Source organism: Sphingopyxis sp. FD7, assembly GCF_003609835.1.
Classification (GTDB): Bacteria; Pseudomonadota; Alphaproteobacteria; order Sphingomonadales; family Sphingomonadaceae; genus Sphingopyxis.
The window spans coordinates 1968945-1987461 of the sequence record NZ_AP017898.1 but is presented as its reverse complement, the minus strand read 5'-3'; the positions used below and the strand labels follow the sequence as shown (position 1 = coordinate 1987461).

The 18517-nt window shown below is 66.4% G+C and carries 16 protein-coding genes and 1 other RNA gene; 15 read left to right on the top strand and 2 right to left on the bottom strand.

Going from position 1 to position 18517, the window contains the following annotated elements:
* Window positions 1-54: 54 nt before the first annotated feature.
* The 9 genes from SPYCA_RS09365 to SPYCA_RS09330 all read left to right on the top strand — a co-directional run bounded on the left by SPYCA_RS09365 (window position 55) and on the right by SPYCA_RS09330 (window position 8820).
* Window positions 55-2448: a chemotaxis protein CheA gene (locus SPYCA_RS09365; RefSeq protein ID WP_120222245.1), complete on the top strand. Its 2394-nt coding sequence runs from the start codon at window positions 55-57 to the stop codon at window positions 2446-2448.
* Window positions 2445-2882, top strand: a complete 438-nt coding sequence (locus SPYCA_RS09360; RefSeq protein ID WP_120219928.1) for a chemotaxis protein CheW — start codon at window positions 2445-2447, stop codon at window positions 2880-2882. Before SPYCA_RS09365 ends, SPYCA_RS09360 begins: the two co-directional genes overlap by 4 nt.
* A 76-nt stretch (window positions 2883-2958) precedes the next feature.
* Window positions 2959-3333 (top strand): response regulator, encoded by a 375-nt coding sequence (locus SPYCA_RS09355; RefSeq protein WP_120219927.1) that lies wholly within the window; start codon window positions 2959-2961, stop codon window positions 3331-3333.
* Between the two features lie 17 nt (window positions 3334-3350).
* Window positions 3351-4463 (top strand): chemotaxis-specific protein-glutamate methyltransferase CheB, encoded by a 1113-nt coding sequence (gene cheB / locus SPYCA_RS09350; RefSeq protein ID WP_120219926.1) that lies wholly within the window; start codon window positions 3351-3353, stop codon window positions 4461-4463.
* On the top strand, window positions 4460-5332 hold the full coding sequence (locus SPYCA_RS09345; RefSeq protein ID WP_120219925.1) for a CheR family methyltransferase: 873 nt from the start codon (window positions 4460-4462) through the stop codon (window positions 5330-5332). Before cheB ends, SPYCA_RS09345 begins: the two co-directional genes overlap by 4 nt.
* 67 nt (window positions 5333-5399) lie before the next feature.
* The gene (locus SPYCA_RS09340; protein WP_120219924.1) at window positions 5400-6089 is read left to right on the top strand and encodes an N-acetylmuramoyl-L-alanine amidase; all 690 of its coding nucleotides are present in this window, start codon (window positions 5400-5402) and stop codon (window positions 6087-6089) included.
* A gap of 240 nt (window positions 6090-6329) precedes the next feature.
* Window positions 6330-6713, top strand: an RNA gene (rnpB, locus tag SPYCA_RS09335) — RNase P RNA component class A.
* Between the two features lie 75 nt (window positions 6714-6788).
* A complete protein-coding gene (locus SPYCA_RS19255) occupies window positions 6789-6944 on the top strand; it encodes a hypothetical protein (protein ID WP_172595027.1) in 156 nt (51 codons plus the stop codon).
* A gap of 205 nt (window positions 6945-7149) precedes the next feature.
* Window positions 7150-8820 carry a caspase family protein gene (locus SPYCA_RS09330; protein ID WP_172595026.1) on the top strand — a complete coding sequence of 557 codons (1671 nt, stop codon included), beginning with the start codon at window positions 7150-7152 and terminating at the stop codon, window positions 8818-8820.
* 3 nt (window positions 8821-8823) lie between these two features.
* Here SPYCA_RS09330 and greB read toward each other — a convergent pair whose 3' ends face one another.
* Both greB and SPYCA_RS09320 read right to left on the bottom strand, forming a co-directional pair.
* A complete protein-coding gene (gene greB / locus SPYCA_RS09325) occupies window positions 8824-9306 on the bottom strand; it encodes a transcription elongation factor GreB (protein WP_120219922.1) in 483 nt (160 codons plus the stop codon).
* Between the two features lie 59 nt (window positions 9307-9365).
* On the bottom strand, window positions 9366-11393 hold the full coding sequence (locus SPYCA_RS09320) for a lytic transglycosylase domain-containing protein (protein ID WP_120222244.1): 2028 nt from the start codon (window positions 11391-11393) through the stop codon (window positions 9366-9368).
* A 100-nt stretch (window positions 11394-11493) separates the two neighbouring features.
* On the opposite strand from SPYCA_RS09320, the gene dapA reads away from it, so the two are divergent.
* The 6 genes from dapA to SPYCA_RS09290 all read left to right on the top strand — a co-directional run bounded on the left by dapA (window position 11494) and on the right by SPYCA_RS09290 (window position 18461).
* Window positions 11494-12369, top strand: coding sequence for a 4-hydroxy-tetrahydrodipicolinate synthase (dapA, locus tag SPYCA_RS09315; RefSeq protein WP_120219921.1), 876 nt, complete (start codon window positions 11494-11496; stop codon window positions 12367-12369).
* A gap of 9 nt (window positions 12370-12378) precedes the next feature.
* Window positions 12379-12864 carry an SsrA-binding protein SmpB gene (gene smpB, locus SPYCA_RS09310; protein ID WP_120219920.1) on the top strand — a complete coding sequence of 162 codons (486 nt, stop codon included), beginning with the start codon at window positions 12379-12381 and terminating at the stop codon, window positions 12862-12864.
* Window positions 12861-13490 carry a DUF2062 domain-containing protein gene (locus tag SPYCA_RS09305; protein ID WP_120219919.1) on the top strand — a complete coding sequence of 210 codons (630 nt, stop codon included), beginning with the start codon at window positions 12861-12863 and terminating at the stop codon, window positions 13488-13490. The genes smpB and SPYCA_RS09305 overlap by 4 nt, the downstream gene beginning before the upstream one ends.
* Window positions 13491-13586: 96 nt before the next feature.
* Window positions 13587-15647, top strand: coding sequence for a M13 family metallopeptidase (locus tag SPYCA_RS09300; RefSeq protein WP_172595025.1), 2061 nt, complete (start codon window positions 13587-13589; stop codon window positions 15645-15647).
* 89 nt (window positions 15648-15736) lie between these two features.
* Window positions 15737-18121, top strand: a complete 2385-nt coding sequence (locus SPYCA_RS09295; protein ID WP_120222242.1) for a hybrid sensor histidine kinase/response regulator — start codon at window positions 15737-15739, stop codon at window positions 18119-18121.
* Window positions 18114-18461, top strand: a complete 348-nt coding sequence (locus SPYCA_RS09290) for a response regulator (protein WP_120219918.1) — start codon at window positions 18114-18116, stop codon at window positions 18459-18461. Before SPYCA_RS09295 ends, SPYCA_RS09290 begins: the two co-directional genes overlap by 8 nt.
* Window positions 18462-18517: the final 56 nt, after the last annotated feature.

Genomic DNA, 18517 nt, shown 5'->3' with positions numbered 1-18517 from the left:
AACCATTGTCCGCCATGGTGTCGCCGCAAGTTTATGGGGCGCACCGATACGGCGATGGACGATCTGCTGAACGACTTTCTGGCCGAAACGGCCGAAATCCTGTCCGATGCGGGCGGGGCGATCGTCGCGTGGGAGGCGGACCCCGCCGACCGCGCGCAGCTCGACGCGATTTTTCGCCTCGTCCACACGATCAAGGGCAGTTCGGGCTTTCTGGCGCTGCCGCGCGTCACCGCGCTGGCGCACGCCGCCGAGGATGCGCTCGACCAGGTGCGTCGCGGCCACCGCGCCGCCGACGCCGCGCTCGTGTCGGGCGTGCTGGCGGTCATCGACCGGCTGAACGCGCTGTGCGCCGCGCTGGGGCAGGACGGCGCCGAGCCCGTCGGCGACGACAGCGACGTCATCGGCGCGCTGGCACGGCAGGAGGCGGGAGCGCCTGCGCCTGTCGAAGTGGCGGGTGTCCCGCTCCGCCGCGAAGAGGATGTCGGCGCCGACGTCAACGGTTGGCGGTCGATCCGCGTGCCGCTGCCCTTGCTCGACAGCGTGATGACCGGGGTTACCGACATCGTGCTGGCGCGCAACGAATTTGCCCGGATGCTGCGCGAATCGGGCGCCGACAGCGCGACGATCGCCGCGTTCGACCGCCTGTCCGATTCGATCGCCGGGATGCGCCAGTCGGTCAGCCAGATGCGGATGCAGCGCATCGACAAATTGTTCGCGCCGCTGCCGCGCATCGTCCGCGATCTGGCGCAGGAACTGGGCAAGAAGGTCGCGTTCCAGACGAGCGGCGGCGAAGTCGAACTCGACCGCGAGATGATGGAAAATATCCGCGATCCGCTGATCCACATCGTCCGCAACGCGATCGATCATGGCATCGAGACGCTGGACGACCGGGTCGCCGCGGGCAAGGATATTACGGCGACGATTTCGGTCGCGGCGCGCCAGTCGGGCAACCAGATCGAAATCGAGGTGCGCGACGACGGGCGCGGCCTGTCGCCCGACGCGCTGGTCGCGAAAGCGATCGCGTCGCGGCTGCTGACCGCGGCCGACGCCCGCGCGCTGTCGCCCAGGGAAAAGCTCGAGCTCATCTTCCGCCCCGGTTTTTCGACCGCGGCAAAGGTCACCGCGGTGTCAGGCCGCGGCGTCGGCATGGACATCGTCAAGGCCAATGTGGAGAAGATCGGCGGCATCGTCGAGCTGCGCAATGACGAGGGACGCGGGCTCGCCATCCTGTTGCGCGTGCCGATGACGCTGACGATCATTTCGGGGCTGATGGTGCGCGCGGCGGGGCAGTATTTCGCCATCCCGCGCGGCGCGGTGCGTGAAATCCTGCTCGAGAGCGGCGACACGGTGCGCGTCGACCGCGTCGGCGGCGGCGAGCTGGCGACGGTGCGCGGCGAACAATTCCCGCTGCTGCGCCTGGAGACCATTCTCGGCTGCGAATGCGGCAGCGACGATGACGCGGACGACCGCGCGCTGGTGATCGTGCGGCCGGGGCAGGGGCAAAGCTATGCGCTGAGCGTGGCGGCGATCCACGACCATGAGGAACTGGTGATCAAGCCCGCGGCGCCGATGATCATGGCGACGGGGCTTTATGCGGGGACGACGCTGCCCGACAACGGCCGCCCGGTGCTCCTCCTCGACGTGCAGGGGCTGCTCGCGGTCGCGGGGATCGACGCCAGCGAAGCGGGGCGCAGCAAGGACGGGCTGGCCGACGCCGAGGCCGACGCGCTGGCGACGCGCAACGCGACGCAGCTGCTGCTGTTCCGCGATCTGAACAAGCGGGTGCGCGGCATCCGCCTGTCGGTGATCGAGCGCGTCGAGGACGTCCCGGCGTCCGCGCTGTTCGAAAGTGCGGGCCGCGTGCAGGCGCAGATCGGCGAGGCGATTTTCCCGGTCCACACCGCCCAGCCGCCGGCCGGAGAGGGCAACATCAAGCTTCTCCGCCTCCACGACGGCCGATCGGTGCTGTGCTACCCGATCGCCGAAGTCATCGACATCGTTCGGCTGCCCGATGCGATCCAGCCATCGCCGACGCCGGGGTTGATCGCGGGCGTCGCACTGATTGGCGGCGAACCGGTCGAGCTGATCGACCCCTTCTGGCTGATGGAACAACAGGCCGTTCGCCCGGCCCCGTTGCCGCTGCGCGAACCGCTCTGCCATCTGGCCGACGACCATGACGGCTGGGGCGCCAATTTCCTGGCGCCGATCCTGCGCGGCGCGGGGTATCGCGTCACGCTCGCGGGCGAGACCGCCGACGAAACTCCCGACCTGCTGCTCTGCCTGTCGGACGAGAGCGAGCTTTGCGACCATGGCGCGGGCGAGGTGCCGGTGATCCGCCTGCGATCGTCGATCGAGGCGACGGCGCCCGACGACCAGAGCGTCTATCGTTACGACCGCGAGGCGCTGCTCGCCGCGATGCGCCGCCGCGTGGGGGGGGCACGGCCATGATGGAGAAACTCTATCTGATCGCCCGCATCGCCGACACGCGTGTCGCGTTGCGGAGCCGGACCATCCACTCGGTCGTGACCGTCGGAACGCCGGTCGAGGTGCCGGCCGCCCCGCCGCACGTCGCGGGGCTGTTCGCTCTGCGCAGCCGCGTTTTCACGCTGATCGATCCGCATGTCGTGATCGGCCTGCCTGCGGTCCCCGTCGTCGCCGGGCAAAGGGTGATCGTGATCGAAGTCGCCGAACATGGCTATGCGCTGCTTGCCGACGAGATCGAGGATGTCTGCTTCATCGAGGCACCCGAGACGCGCATCGCCGGAAAGCTGCTTCCGGGATGGGCGCGCGTCGCCGACGCGATGATCGAACATGACGGCGCTTCGCTGCTCGTCGTCGATCCGTCGCATCTCATTCATTTGCCCGGCCTAAAGGCGGCGTGAATCGTGCCGTTCATTAACGCGCTGCACACGTCTTGCCATTAGCGTGGCGATATGTCCGGGGGTCGGAGTTAATTTGATGTCGAAATCCTGTCTGGTCGTTGATGACAGCAAAGTCATTCGCAAGGTCGCGCGCCATATCCTTGAAAGCATGTCCTTTGCGGTCGAGGAAGCTGCCGACGGACAAGAGGCGCTGACCTATTGCCGAGCCAATCGGCCCGATGTGATCCTGCTCGACTGGAACATGCCGGTGATGAGCGGGATGGAGTTTCTGGGCGCGTTCAATGACCTGGATTACGGCCATGAGGAGCGCCCGCGGGTGGTTTTCTGCACCACCGAAAACAGCATCGACCATATTCGCGCCGCAATCGAGGCGGGCGCGGACGAATATGTGATGAAGCCGTTCGACCGCGAAACGCTCGAAGGAAAGTTGCAGCTCGTCGGCGTCGCCTGACGCAAAGGTCCGGTTCGATGGCGCTTGCGCAACCCCTGGCTCCCGACCCCGATCCGCCGACGCGGACGGTGCGGGTGATGCTGGTCGACGACAGCCTTGTCGTGCGCAGCATCCTTGAACGCATCGTCGAACAGCGGCCGGGTCTTTGCGTCTGCGCTTCGGTTGCCTCTGCAAAGGATGCGTTGGACTATCTGGCGCGCGAACCCGTCGACGTCGTCGTGCTCGATATCGAGATGCCGGGCATGAACGGGATCGACGCGCTGCCGCATATATTGGAACGGGCGGCGCGGGCGCGGGTGCTCATCCTGTCGTCGAACTGCGTCGAAGGTGGTCCCGCAGCGGTCGAGGCGCTGGCGCTCGGGGCGAGCGATACTTTGGCGAAGCCGGGACGCGGCAGTTTTTCGGGGCGCTTTGCCGAGGTGCTGACCGATCGCATCCTCACGCTGGGCAACCAGCAGGAGTTTCCCGCGCCCGTTCCCGTTGCGCAACGGCGGGCCCCTGCGCCGGTTTCGATGATCGTCGACACCGACCAGCCGATCGATTGCATCGCGGTTGCCGCTTCAACGGGCGGCATCCCGGCCTTTACCAATTTCCTCGCCCATCTCGATCCGCGGGTGACCGCGCCGATCCTGCTGACGCAGCATTTGCCCGACGCCTTCATGGCGTTCTACGCACGGCAGATCGGCATGATGACAAGTCGGCGCGTGCATGTCGCCGCGGCGGGAATGGCGGTCGAGCCGGGGCATATCTATCTGGCGCCGGGCGACGCGCATCTGCTCGTCGTCGCCAATGGCGCGCGCCGCGAAATCGCGCTCGACCGCCGCCCCGTCGACAATGGCTGCTGTCCGTCGGCCGACCCGATGCTCGATTCGGTTGCCGAAACCTATGGCAAGGGCGGCGTCGCGGTGATCCTGAGCGGCATGGGGCGCGACGGGGCGGTGGGCGCGGCGCGGCTGAAATCGGCGGGGGGCACGGTTTTTGCCCAGGCCCCCGAAAGCTGTGTCATCTGGGGAATGCCGGGCGCGGTGGCAAAGGCGGGGATCGCCGCGGCGACGCTCAATCCCGATGCGATTGCGCTGATGCTCGGCAGTTTCCTCTCTGGCCGGGCGCCGGGGCGCCACAAAGCATGATGGGGGCGAGCGCCAGCGAATCGGCCTATCGTGTGCTGATGGGGGTGCTCGAATCACGGACCGGCCAGACGCTGTCGCCGAGCCGCATCTGGCGCATCGAAATGTCGCTGAAGCCGGTGATGCAACGCCATGGCATCGCCGACCTCGATGCGCTCGTTGGCGCGCTTGTCACCGCGAACAGCCGTCAGCTGCTCGACGACACGGTCGACGCGATGTTGAACAATGAAACATATTTTTATCGCGAACATAGTGTGTTCGATGACATTGCTGCGACAGCACTTGAAAAGTTGCGTGCGATCAATGCCGAGCGACGGCGGCTCACCATCTGGCACTGCGGCGTTTCGACGGGGCAGGAAGCCTATTCGATGGCGATGCTGATCGCCGAACAGGGCGCGACATGGGCGGGCTGGCAGGTCGATATTGTCGGAACCGACGTCAGCCATCAGGCGATCGGCCGCGCGCGCGTGGGGCTGTTCAGTCAGTTCGAGATCCAGCGCGGCCTTCCCGTGCAGCGCATGGTGCGCTGGTTCGACCAGACCGAGAGCGGCTGGCTCGCCAAGGCGGATCTGCGCCGCCGGATCGACTTTTCGGTGCAGAACATGCTGACCGACCGGCCGCCGCTGGCCTCGCCGGCCGACCTCATCTTCTGCCGCAATCTGCTGCTCTATTTCTCGCTGCCGATGCGGCAGAAGGCGTTTGCGCGGCTGCGCGCGGCGGCGGCGCCGCAGAGTTTCCTCGTGCTCGGCGCGGGCGAAACGGTGCTGGGGCAAACCGACCAGTTCGTCGCCAGTCCGCGACTGCGCGGGCTTTACGAACCCGCCGACCAGCAGGCACGGCGCCTCGGTTCCGGGCGGCCGGTCGCCGCCTGACCTTGCTTTTTGTCCCCCGCTGGCGCAAGCGACGGACAGGCAGCCACAGGACGGGCCAAAAAGGCGCATGAGCGATTTTGTCGAACGCTGGTCTCCCAATTTCGACGAGCGCGCGCTGCCCGTTTCGATGATCGTCCTTCATTATACGGGCATGAAGACCGGCGCCGAAGCCATTGATCGGCTTGCCGATCCTGCGGCAAAGGTATCCGCCCATTATGTCGTCAGCGAGGATGGCCAGGTCACCCATATGGTGCCCGAGGACAAACGTGCGTGGCATGCGGGCAAGGCGCATTGGCGCGGCGTCAGCGACATCAATTCGGCGAGCATCGGGATCGAGATCGTCAATCCGGGACACGAATATGGTTATGTCCCCTTTCCTGAACCCCAGATCGCTTCGGTCGTGCGGCTCGTTCATCTGATCAAGGACCGTTATGCGATCACGCGCGGCAATGTCGTCGGCCATTCCGACATCGCGCCGACGCGCAAGCAGGATCCGGGCGAGCTGTTCCCGTGGGAAGAACTCGCGCGCCGCCGCCTCGCGCTGCCGCGCCCGACCAAGAAGCTGACCGATCCGCTGTGGACCGACGCGGGCTTCCTGCTCGCGCTCGAACGCTTCGGCTATGACGTGACCGACGGTTTTGCGGCGACGGTCGCGTTCCAGCGGCGCTTTCGCCCCGAACTGATCGACGGGACGATCGACGGCGAATGCCGGGCGATCCTGCTCGCGCTGCTGCTGCCGCAGCCCGAGGGGAATTGAGCGGCCGTTAGCGAGCGACAGCGCACCTTTGCTTCATCGTCACCCTGAACTTGTTTCAGGGTCCATGGCCCATTTGTTTCCTCCGGCGCAGTGCCCGATTAGAGGTCGGGCCATGGATGCTGAAACAGCGAGGCCATCGCCGCAGCCAGCATGACGGACGTATGGGACCGCTCCCCACCCCAAGGCGTCCTCCCACATTCGCTCGCCATCCCCCATCATTCGCGCTATATTGGGAGCGTGCCAGAGGGTCGGGCGATCGCCGCTTTCGCAAGGAAGGGGAGGAAAGTCCGGGCTCCACGGAAACCACGGTGCCGGATAACGTCCGGCGGCCCCCCCAAAAGGGGTCAGGGAAAGTGCCACAGAGAGCAGACCGCCAAAGGCTTCGGCCCGGCGAAAGGTGAAAGGGTGCGGTAAGAGCGCACCGCGCGGACGGTAACGGACGCGGCACGGCAAACCCCACCGGGAGCAAGGTCGAATAGGGATGGCACGGGAAACCAGGGCTGGTTCCGGCCCCGCCGTCCGGGTTGACTGCTTGAGCGGTCGGGTAACCGTCCGCCTAGAGGAATGATCGCCCATCCCCGGCAACGGGGTGGACAGAACCCGGCTTACAGACCCTCTGGCATCTCGCCCGACACCCGGCCGCGGGGAACCGCGCGGCAAAAGGCTGCGTTCTAAGGCGAAGCAGAAGGGAGACACGCGATGAAAGTCGTCGACGATCATGTCGAAGTGGACGAAACCGAAGCGAGCGGCGGAGTCAAAGGGCATAATGTCCGCTATGTGCTGGCGTTTTCGCTGATCGCCGTGGTGATCGTGTTGTCGGCGATCTGGATCATTCCGGTGCTGCTGCAACCCTGACGCCGCGGAGTTTCCGCTTTCCTACATCGGGTCGCTCCCTTACCGTCGTCCCGGCAGGTCGAAAAACGCTGGGTGGTGCGATTTCAGTGTGAAGTTGCGCAGATTTCTGCCGTTTTAGGTTTGGCGCCTCGCAGTGTCTAGGCGCGTGTCACGGGGGGTAAGCATGGGCGAGCGAATGCGCTTGGGCGCTTTTGGTGCGGCGGTTATGGCGGCCCTGTTCGGCGCACTTACCGCGTCCGCGCAAACTTCCCCATGCGGCGACGCGCCCCTGCGGGGCGACCGCGTCGCGCTGCTGATCGGCAACAGCGCTTATAATGATTGGGAATGGCCGTCGTTGAAGAATGCGGTCAACGACATCGATCATGTCTGTGCCGCGTTCCAAAAGGCCGGCATCGCGCCGCGGATCGTTCGCAATGCCGACATGGGCGCGCTCGACGCCGCGCTGACGCGCTTCGCGGCCGAAGCGGCGGGCGCGAAGTCGGTCATCCTCTATTATGCGGGGCACGGTTTTGAATATGGCGGGCGCAACTGGCTGGTCCCGATGGATGCGCCGCCGGCGACGCGCCGCGCCGATATCGAAAAGCGTTACCTGTCGATCGAGGCGGCGGTCGAGCGCATCGTTCCCGACGGCGCGTTCACGCTGGTCTTTGTCGATGCGTGCCGCACCGCCGAACCGGTCGTGCGAATCGCCGACGTCGACACCGCGCGCGGCGAGGCCGGATCGGCGCCGCTCGGCCTGCTCGACATCGCGCAGGGAGCCGTTTTCTATTCCACCGCAAAGGGACGCCCGGCGCTCGATTTCGCGCCGCCAGGGTCGCCGGTCAGCCCTTTTGCCGCGGCCGTGGTCAAGGAGCTGGCGATACCGGGGCTCGAGATCGGCGATTATTTCAAGGTCGTCTCGCGCGAAGTTTACAAGCGGACGCACGGAATGGAGCTGGGGCCGCAACAGCCCTTTCATTATGGCAGCTGGTTCGAGGATTATTATCTGGTCGCGCCGCCCGAGATACCGGTGCGGGCCGCACTGACCGGCGGAATCAGGCCGCTGGCGGCGCCGCCCCCGCCGCCATCGACGGCGGCCGTCCGCGGCACCGCCGCCGATCCGCTCGCCGACATTTCGCTCGACCGGCTGGCGATCGAGGACGAGCCGGTGCTGATCGCCGATGTGCTGTCGCGCCATCCCGCGGCGAAGCTCGTCGCGCTCGCCGACGGCGGCCATCCGCTCGCGCAGCAGCTGGTGGGCTATATGTTCTCGCTGGGGGTCGGGGTGAAGAAGGATGTCGCCCGCGCGCGCGCCTATCTTGAACAGTCGGCGGCGCAGGGGTTCCCGGCGGGGCAGCAGGAACTCGCCTATCTGCTTCTCGAAAATGATCCGTCGCCCGCCGACGTCAAGCGCGCCTATGACCTGTATGTCGCGGCGTCGAATGCAGGTTTTTCAAAGGCGAAGACGCACCTCGCCTATCAACTGACGGCGGGACGCTTTGGCCCGCCCGATTTTGCGCGGTCGCAGGCGCTCTATGCCGAGGCGGCCGAGAAGGGACATCCCGCGGCGATCTTTGCGCTCACCTTTTTTCCCGACACGCGCGCCGCGAACCTCGCGCGGCTTCGCGCCCTCGCCGACGCGGGCAATCCCGAAGGCAATCACTGGCTGTGCGAGGCGCATTTCGCCGACAAGACGCTGGCGGCGGCGATCGAGGATTGCGCCCTCGCGGCGCGCGCGGGCTTCGCGGGATCGCGGGCGATCCTGGCGCATGCCTATGCCAAGGGAACGGGGGTTGCCGCCGACGCCCGCGAGGCGGCGCATTGGGCGCGGCTGGCGCGCGACCTGCCCGAACTGCGCAAGGATCAGCGCGAGCTGATCGCGGGCATCGGCGGGTGACGCTCACGGATAGCGGATCGCGATCACTTCCCATAATTTCGGCCCCGCGGGAAGCTGCACCGTCCGGAGATCGCCGACCGCGGCGCCGCGCAGTGCGCGGGCGAGCGGACTGTTCCAGCCGATCCGGCCTTCGCCCGCCTCGGCCTCATCGTCGCCGACCAGCGTGACGGTGCGCCGCGCATCGTCGTCATCGGCCAGCTCGACCGTCGCGCCGAACCAGATGCGGCTCTTGTCGGGCTGCTCGGCGGGGTCGACGATGCGCGCGGTCTTCATGCGGCGCGCGAGGAAGCCGAGGCGCCGGTCGATTTCGCGAAGGCGCTTGCGGCCATAGATATAGTCGCCATTCTCGCTGCGGTCGCCATTGCCCGCTGCCCAGCTGATGACCTCGACCAGCTTCGGTCGCTCCTGCCCGAGCAGCGCGTCATATTCGGCGCGCAGCGCGGCAAAGCCCGCGGGGCTGATGATGTTCGTTTTATCCGCCGCCATCCGTCCAGAACCTATATCGTCGTCCCGGCCTGCGCCGGGATGACGACCATGAGGGAGCATCAACCCGGCGTGCGCTTGCCGAGATAGAAGCTCAGCGGCGCGTTGGGCAGCGTCTTGCCGTCGCGCAGCGTGTCGTAGACGACGGCATTTTCCAGCACGCGCTGGACATAGTTTTTCGTCTCGAAGATCGGGATCGCCTCGATCCAGTCGAGGATGTCAATCGCGCCGGTGCGCGGGTCGCCGTTGGCGCGCAGCCATTTGTTCACATTGCCCGGCCCGGCGTTATAGGCGGCGACCGCGAGCGGATAGCTGCCGCCATAATAGCGCAGCATCTGCTGAAAATAGGTCGAACCCAGCGTCATATTATAATTGGTGTCGGTGGTCAGCGCGCCGCCGTCATAGCTGAGGCCCAGCTTGCCCGCGACTTCGCGCGCGGTGCCGGGCATCAGCTGCATCATCCCGCGCGCGCCGGCGTGGCTGATCGCGGCGCGGTCGAACTGGCTTTCCTGGCGCGTGATCGCGTGGATGAAGGTCCAGTTATTCTCATGCCCCGCGGGGATGCGCACGGTCGGGAAGCCCGAAACCTCCACCGCGTCGAGGCTGTTCGCCTGCGCGCTGCGGCCGATCATCACGCCGAGGTCCGGGCGGCCGATCTGCGACGCGAGCCTGCCTGCGAGCACATGGTCGGCGGGCGTGCTCGCCCGTTGCGCGAGCGCGCGGAGGAAGAGCGACTGCTCGCGCCACGCGCCGATTTCGCCAAGCGCGCGCGCGGCGCGGACCAGCCGGTCGTCCTCGAACGCGCGCTGCTCGTCGGCGCTGATCTCGATGGTCGGGTTCGGCGTCGGTTTGGGTTGCGGACGGCCCAGCCGCTCGAGCGCCAGCTGGCCATAGAATTGGTCATAATGTTGCGCGGCATCGGCGAAATGTGCGTTCGCCGCCGCACGGTCGCCCGCGGCGAGCGCGGCGCGGCCCGCCCAGTAGAATCCCTTGGTGCGCGTTTGCGCCGAGCGCGCCGCCTCGCCATAGGCACGGAAGAGCTTTGCGGCCTCGGCGGGGCGGCCGAGATCCTTGAAGGCGAGCTGCCCCGCCAGCCAGGCGAGCGACGTATAATCGTCGCGCACGCCGAGCGGGGTTTCGCGGACCAGGGTGCCGGGCGGCAGCGCGTCGCCCAGCTGGCGCGCGATATTATAGGCGGTGAGCTTGTCGCCGCCGCTCTCGGCGAGGCGTGCGTTGGTGAGCAGGGTTTCCAGCCACTCCTCGGCGTCGGTCGGCGCGCTTGTCAGCGACCGGGGCGCGGCGAGCAGCGCGCGGGCTTCGCCGACGCGGCCCGACGCACGCAGCCAGGTCGCCTTGTCGGTGATATAACCGGGGTCGGTGCGGACCAGCGACGGATGGACGCTTTCGACCGCCGAGGCCTGGAGCGCGGCATCGACCGCGCCGCTGCGCATCGCGAGGCGCGCGGCAAAGATCGCGCGCTTTTCGGGCGACGTATAGCCGAGCTGGCGGCTGGCGGCCGAGGTTTCCCCCATCCACAGCAGCCTGTCCATGCGCGCGTCATGGTCGGCGAGCGTCAGCGCGCCGGGGAACATGCCGAGCACGCGGCTGGTTTCATAATCGTCGAGCGGTCCGCTGGTCCACGCGCGGCGCACCGCGGCATGGGCTTCCTGGCGCCGACCCGAGGCGTTCAGCGCCATCGCCATGCGCAGGTGGCCGCTGGCGGTCTGCGGCGGATAGGCGGCGAAATAGGCAAGCGTGCGCGCGGGATCGAAACTGTCGAGCGCGATCGCCTTTTCAGCGCGCAGGCGCAGCTTGTCCGTATCGGGCCAGCCCTTGTTCGCCATCAGGAAACGCGAGAGCTGATCGAAGGACGCGCCGCTGTTCGCGGTGAGGCGGCGCCATTCCAGCACCGCTTCGCCGACCATATTGGGAGCGGGCGGGGGCCCCGATACCGAGGCCAGTCCCATCTGGGCGCGATACCAGGCCATTTGTTCGGGGGTAAGCTCGCTGGCGATGGCGGCGGTGGGAAAGGCGAGCGCCAGCGCGAGAGCGAGGCGGGAGAGGGAAGATATCGACAACATGGCGGTCATCGTAACGCCAAACTCCTTGCGGGTCGCTGAATAGACGTCCAATAGCGGCGCGCAGCCCGGATTCTATCGGGTCGGCCATGTCCTTGTAAAGGAGCGGAGCATGTTTTCGGGTTCCATTCCCGCCTTGGTGACGCCATTTCGCGACGGGGCGTTCGATGCGCCCGCCTTTGCGCAGCTTGTGGATTGGCAAGTCAAAGAAGGATCGAGCGCGCTGGTGCCGTGCGGGACGACGGGCGAAAGCCCGACGCTGGGATTTGACGAACATTATCGCGTGATCGACTGCTGCATCGAAGCGGCGGCGGGGCGCGTGCCGGTGATCGCGGGTTGCGGATCGAACGACACCGCGACCGCGATTCGTCACATGCGCCACGCGCAGGCGTCGGGCGCCGATGCGGCGCTGATCGTCGCGCCCTATTACAACCGGCCGAGCCAGGACGGGATGGTCGCGCATTTCAAGGCGCTGGCCGATGCCAGCGACCTGCCGATCGTCGTTTATAACGTCCCCAGCCGCACCGTCGCCGACATCAGTGCCGAAACGATGAGCAGGCTGGCCGAGATCCCGACCGTCGTGGCCGTCAAGGATGCGAGCGGCGACCTTGCCCGCGTGACCATCCACCGCGCAGGAGCGGGGCGTGATTTCTGCCAGCTGTCGGGCAACGACGATCTGTGGTTGCCGCACGCGGCGATGGGCGGCGCGGGGTGCATTTCGGTCACCGCCAATGTCGCGCCGCGCCTCTGCGCCGATTTCGCCGCCGCCTGCGCCGCGGGCGACTGGACGCGGGCGCTGATGCTCCACGAGCGGTTGTTCGCGCTGCACAAGGCGATGTTCTCCGACACCTCGCCGGGGCCGGTCAAATATGCGCTGTCGCGCGTCCATGACTGGTTTTCGCCCGAAGTGCGCCTACCTATCATCCCGGCGTCCGCCGCATCGCGCGCGACCGTCGATGCCGCATTGTCGTCGGCAGGAGTGATTTAAGCTTTCGTCATGGCCCGTCCGCAGTCCGCCGCCGAGTTCGACAAGAAAAAGATCGTCGCCGAGAACCGGCGCGCGCGCTTCGATTATGCCATCGAGCAGGTTTTCGAGGCGGGGATCGCGCTGCAGGGCACCGAGGTCAAGTCGCTGCGCTTCGGCGAGGGGACGATTGCCGAAAGCTATGCCGAGGTGAACGGCGGCGAAGTGTGGCTGATCAACGCCAATATCCCTGAGTTCAGCCACGGCAATCGTTTCAATCACGAGCCCAGGCGGCCGCGCAAGCTGCTGCTCAATTGGCGCGAGATCAACAAGCTGCACGCGGGCGTGATGCGGCAGGGGATGACGCTCGTGCCCCTCAGCGTCTATTTCAACAGCCGCGGCCGCGCCAAGGTCGAACTCGCGCTCGCCAAGGGCAAGAAGGCGCACGACAAGCGCGAGTCGATCAAGGAACGCGACTGGAAGCGCGACAAGCAACGACTGCTGAAGGACCGCGGATGAGCGGCGGCACGCCAAAGGATAGCAAATCCCGCGACAAGGCCGCGGTGATGAACTGGATCCGCCGCAATTCACCGACGCGCGAGGAACTGCTCGCGAGCCGTTTCGTCAAGCCGTTTGCCCATAGGGTCGCGCACAGCCATTTGTGGCGCTTCACGCGCACCTCGGTGCCGCGCGGCACGGCGCTCGGCCTGTTTGTCGGCATTTTTTTCCTCATTCCCGGCGTCCAGATTCTGGGCGTCGCGCTGCTCGCGTTGCCGGTGCGTGCGAACATTCCGATCGGCGCGGCGATGACCTTTTTGTCGAACCCGGTGACGACCCCGTTCATCATCCTCGCCTCGGTATGGCTCGGCGACTGGCTGTTCGGGCTTCAGGCGAACAGCGCGACCTTTTCGGCGATGATCGAGCATGGCGCATCGGCGGGCGAGTGGGTGCGCTGGACCTTTTCGGACGCCGCGCCGGCGATGCTCGCGGGGCTGTTCGTGATTTCCGTCGTCGCGGCGGCGGTCGGCTATGTGCTGGCCGCGATCTTCTGGGACAATTGGATTCGCCTACGCTGGCGGCGCAAGCTGGCGCGCGCACGCGACCAACGACATGAGGCATCGACGAGCGACACGGCGGCTGGTTGAACCGGCCCTTCGCAGGCGTATAGCTGATCCATCGCCGACCCGTTCCGCACCGACGCGGCACGGGTTGCCGCTTCATTCTGATAACCGGGGAATATCATGATCCACCTGCCCAAGACTTCGCGCCTGATGGCGAGCGCCGCGCTCGGCGCGCTGATGCTGACCGCCGTTCCGGCGGCGGCCGAGGAAAAGCCCGCAGCGGCGTCCGCCGCCGCGAGCGCTGCGAAACCCGAACTCGGCACCTTCGGCTTCGACCTTTCGGGCATGGACAAGAGCGTCCAGCCGGGTGACGATTTTTACGCCTATGCCAACGGCACCTGGGCGAAAAATACCGAGATCCCGGCCGACAAATCGAACTTCGGCATGTTCACCGTGCTGGCCGATCTGTCGCAGACGCGCACGCAGGAAATCCTGGAGGCGGCCAGGACCGATCCGAACAGCATGATCGGCCGCGCCTATGCCGCCTATCTCGACGCGGCGACGGTCGAGGCCAAGGGCCTGGCGCCGATCGAGCCGTGGCTGAACCAGATCCGCACCGTCGACAAGGCGGGGCTGGCCAGGCTGCTCGCCGAGGCCGACCGCAACGGAGTGCGGCATTTCTTTGGCGGCTATGTCGGGCAGGACGACAAAAATCCCGACGTTTACATCTACACGATGTTCCAGGGCGGCATCGGCATGCCCGACCGCGATTTCTATCTGAAAGAGAATGAGCGCAATACCAGGCTCCAGGCCGCCTATCTGAAGCATCTCGAAAATGTGCTGACGCTGGTCGGCGAGGCGAACGCCGCGGCGCGTGCGCAGGCAATCTATGATTTCGAGAAGCAGATCGCGACCGTCCACTGGGACAAGAATGACAGCAGCGACGCCACCAAAGTCTATAACAAGATGACGATCGCCGAGCTGGCGGCCGCGGCGCCTGGCTTCGATTGGCAGACCTTCATTCGCGGCATCGGCGTCAAGGAGGATTCGCTGCTCGTGTCGCAGCCGAGCGCCTTCACCGGCGAAGCGAAGCTGCTCGCCGAAGCGCCGATCGGCGTCATCCGCGACCTGCTGATCGTCCGCAGCCTCGATGGCTTTTCGGACGTGCTGCCCGATGCGGTCGCGCAGGAAGCCTTCTCCTTCTATGGCACCGCGCTGTCGGGCACGCCGCAGATGCAGGAACGCTGGAAGCGCGCGGTCGATTTCACCACGAACAATATGGGCGAGGCGGTCGGCCAGGATTATGTCGCCAGATATTTCCCGCCCGAAACCAAGGCGGCGATGGACCAGCTCGTCAGGAATGTGCTGGCGGCGATGGGCGACCGCATCGACGGGCTGAGCTGGATGCAGCCCGAAACCAAGGTCAAGGCGAAGAAGAAGCTTGCCAATTTCACGACCAAGATCGGCTATCCCGACCGCTGGAAGGATTACAGCAAGCTGGAGATCAAGGCCGACGACCTGTTCGGCAACGCGCTGCGGTCGAACCAGTTTGCGCACGACGACAATATCAGCCGCCTCGGCGGGCCGATCCGCCGCTGGGAATGGGGCATGACCCCGATGACGGTCAACGCCTATGCCAATTTCGGCATGAACGAGATCGTCTTTCCGGCCGCTATCCTGCAACCGCCCTTTTTCGATCCGCACGCCGACCCGGCGATCAACTATGGCGGCATCGGCGCGGTGATCGGCCATGAGATCAGCCATCATTTCGACGACCAGGGCGCGAAATATGACGAGACGGGCAAGCTCGCCGATTGGTGGACCCCCGCCGACGTCGCGGCGTTCGAGGCGGCGGGCAAGGCATTGGTCGCGCAATATGACGCCTATGAAGTGCTGCCCGGCGAAAAGCTCGACGGCACCTTCACGCTCGGCGAAAATATCGGCGACCTTGCCGGCCTGACCGTCGCCTATGAGGCGTATAAGAAGTCGCTCGGCGGCAAGGAGGCGCCCGTGCTGGACGGCCTGACCGGCGACCAGCGCTTCTTCCTCGGCTGGGCGCAGGTGTGGCGGCGCAATTACCGCGAGCAGAATCTGTCGCAGCGGATCACCACCGATCCCCACGCGCCCTCGATTCAGCGGACTTGGGTCTCGCGCAACCTTGACCCTTGGTATAAGGCGTTTCAGGTTAAGCCCGGCCAGAAGCTGTACCTGACACCCGAAGAGCGTGTCCGCATCTGGTGACAAAACGATAGAAAGTCCGTGATTTGACCGCGCAAAGCCTGCCCTCCGCTGATGGTGACGTCATCAGGGGGGCGGGCCCTGCCGGGACGATCGCGCCGCCCACCGACTTGTCGCGCGTCGATCTGGCGCTGCTCGTCGGGCTGGCGCTCGTGTCGGCCGCGCTGCTGTTCTGGGCGACGGGCAGCGCGATCCTTGCCGCGGGTTTTGCTGCGGGCCTGGCGGTGGCGGCGGGCGGCGTGGTGCTGGCGCGCCGGCTGTTCCCCGCGGCGACGCGCGGCGAGGCGGCGGCGCCCGACTGGACGATATTGCGTCAGGCGGTCAATCACGACGATATCGCGATCGCCGTCACCGATCGCGCCGGGCGGATGGTATGCGCCAACGACCTGTTCGCGACATGGATGGGCGGCTTTGTCACGCCGCCGGGCCTGCCGCTCGACGGCCGCGGCGCCGAGCTTTTGAAGAACGCCGGGCGCGCGGCGTGGCGCGACGGCGAAGGGCGCGCCGACGATATCGCGATCGGCCCCCTGCAATTGCGCGCGCAGGTGACGCGCACCGGGCAGGCCGAGGATTATCTCGTCTGGCGCTTTGCGGCCGTCGAGCGCTTCGATTTGGTCGCCGAACTCACCCGACATCTCGGCGGCCCGGTGGGGCGCACGCTGGGTCATGCCGGGGTGATGGCGGCGCTGGTCAACCATGAGGGGCGGCTGCGCGCGGCGAACGAGGCCTTTCTGCTGCGTGCGCTGGGCGAGGATGACGCGCGCCATTTCGCCGGGCGCGACGTTGCGCCGATGCTGCGGCTCGATGATGGCGGCGCGCTCTATTTCGCGCGCGAGGGCGATCGCGCGACGCCGGTGCGGCTGATCCAGATCCCGCTGGCGCCCGCCGACAGCACGACACCCGTGCTGCTCGCGATGCTCGACGAAGAGATGGGACCGGCCGACCGTGGCACCGCGCAAACCTATGTCGAGACGCTGCTGTCGCTGCTGCCCTTCGGGCTGGCGCTGGTCGATCGCGACGGGCGCTTTCTGTACATGAACCGTGCGTTCGTCCGCGCGGCGAACCTGCCCGACGGCAAGAAACCGCGCTATCCGGGCGACATCGTGGTCGGCGAGGACAAGGGGCCGCTCGCCGACATGATCCGCCGCCACAGCAGCGGGCAACAGGTGGGCGGCGACCTGTCGATCCGGCTCGCGGGGCAGAGCGGTGAACCTGTGTCGATGCGCATCGTCGGCGTGCGCGGCCTCGGCGAAGCGGCGGTGCTGCTCAGTCTCAAGGATTCGAGCGAGGAATCGCGGCTGAAGCGCCAGGTCGCGCAGGCATCGAAGATGCAGGCCGTGGGTCAGCTCGCGGGCGGCGTCGCGCATGATTTCAACAATATCCTGACCGCGGTGCTCGGCGCGTGCGACCTGATGCTGATGCGCCACACACCCGGAGACAGCGACTATGACGACATTCAACAGATCCGCAGTAACGCCAATCGCGCGGCCAGCCTGACGCGGCAATTGCTCGCTTTCTCGCGGCAACAGACGTTGCGCCCGCAGATTTTGCAGCTGCCCGACGTGATTTCCGAAGTGTCGCACCTCTTGAAGCGCCTGATCGGCGAGACGGTGCAACTGTCGGTGCACCATGGCCGCGGCCTTGGCGCGGTGCGCGCCGACCCCGGCCAGCTCGAACAGGTCATCATCAACCTGGCCGACAACGCGCGCGACGCGATGCCCGGCGGCGGGACGCTGACGATCGAGACCTATCCGGTGTCGGCCGCCGATGTGCGCCAGATGGGCAATGAGTTCATGCCGCCCGCCGATTATTGCGCGCTCAAGGTCAGCGACACGGGCACGGGCATTCCCGCCGATATATTGCCCAAGATTTTCGAGCCCTTTTTCACGACCAAGGATGTGGGCAAGGGAACGGGGCTGGGATTGTCGACCGTTTATGGCATCATCAAACAGTCGGCGGGTTTCATCTTTGCCGACAGCCAGCCGGGCGAGGGCACCAGCTTCACCATCTACCTGCCGGTTCACCGCGTCGCGGGCGAGGCTCCGGCAGTGCCGCAGCCGACCGCAAAGGCCAAGAAGAGCCAGTGGGGCAGCGGGACGATCCTGCTCGTCGAGGATGAAGATATGGTGCGCGCGGTCGCGGAACGCGCACTGGCCCGCGCGGGTTATACCGTCGTCACCGCCGCGCAGGGCGAGGAGGGACTCGAACGCTTTGACGAGTTGGAGAAGGTCGATTTGGTCATCAGCGATGTCGTGATGCCGACGATGGATGGGCCCGCGATGGTGCGCGCGATGCGCGCCAGGCGCCCCGGCCTGCCGGTGCTGTTCATGTCGGGCTATGCCGAGGAACAGCTGCGCCAGTCGATCGACATCGACGACGTGTCCTTCCTGCCCAAACCCTTTTCGGTCGCACAGCTCGCCGAGGCGACGTCGGCAGCGCTCGACGAGGCGGCGCATCGCGGGGGACAGGATGGCTGATCCGCGCATCCTGATCGTCGAGGACGATGTGCTGATCGGCATGATGCTGGTCGACATGTTCGACGCGCTCGGCCTGCCCGAACCCGCGCAGGCGACGGGCAAGGACGAGGCGCTGGCGCTGATCGCGTCCGAGCCGCTCGCGGGGGCGCTCGTCGACATCAACCTCGGCGAAGAAAAGGGCTGGCCCGTCGCCGACGCGCTCGCCGCCATGGGAATACCTTTCGCCTTCACCTCAGGCGGCGGCGATGTCATTCCGGCCGCACACGCGGGCCGCCGGTTGATTAGCAAGCCGTTCCGGATCGGCGATATCGAGGCGGCGCTGCGGGAGTTCGGCGCGTAGCGCAAATATATCGTTCCCCTCTTGTTCCCATAGAACAAATGTGGCACACGGGTCCG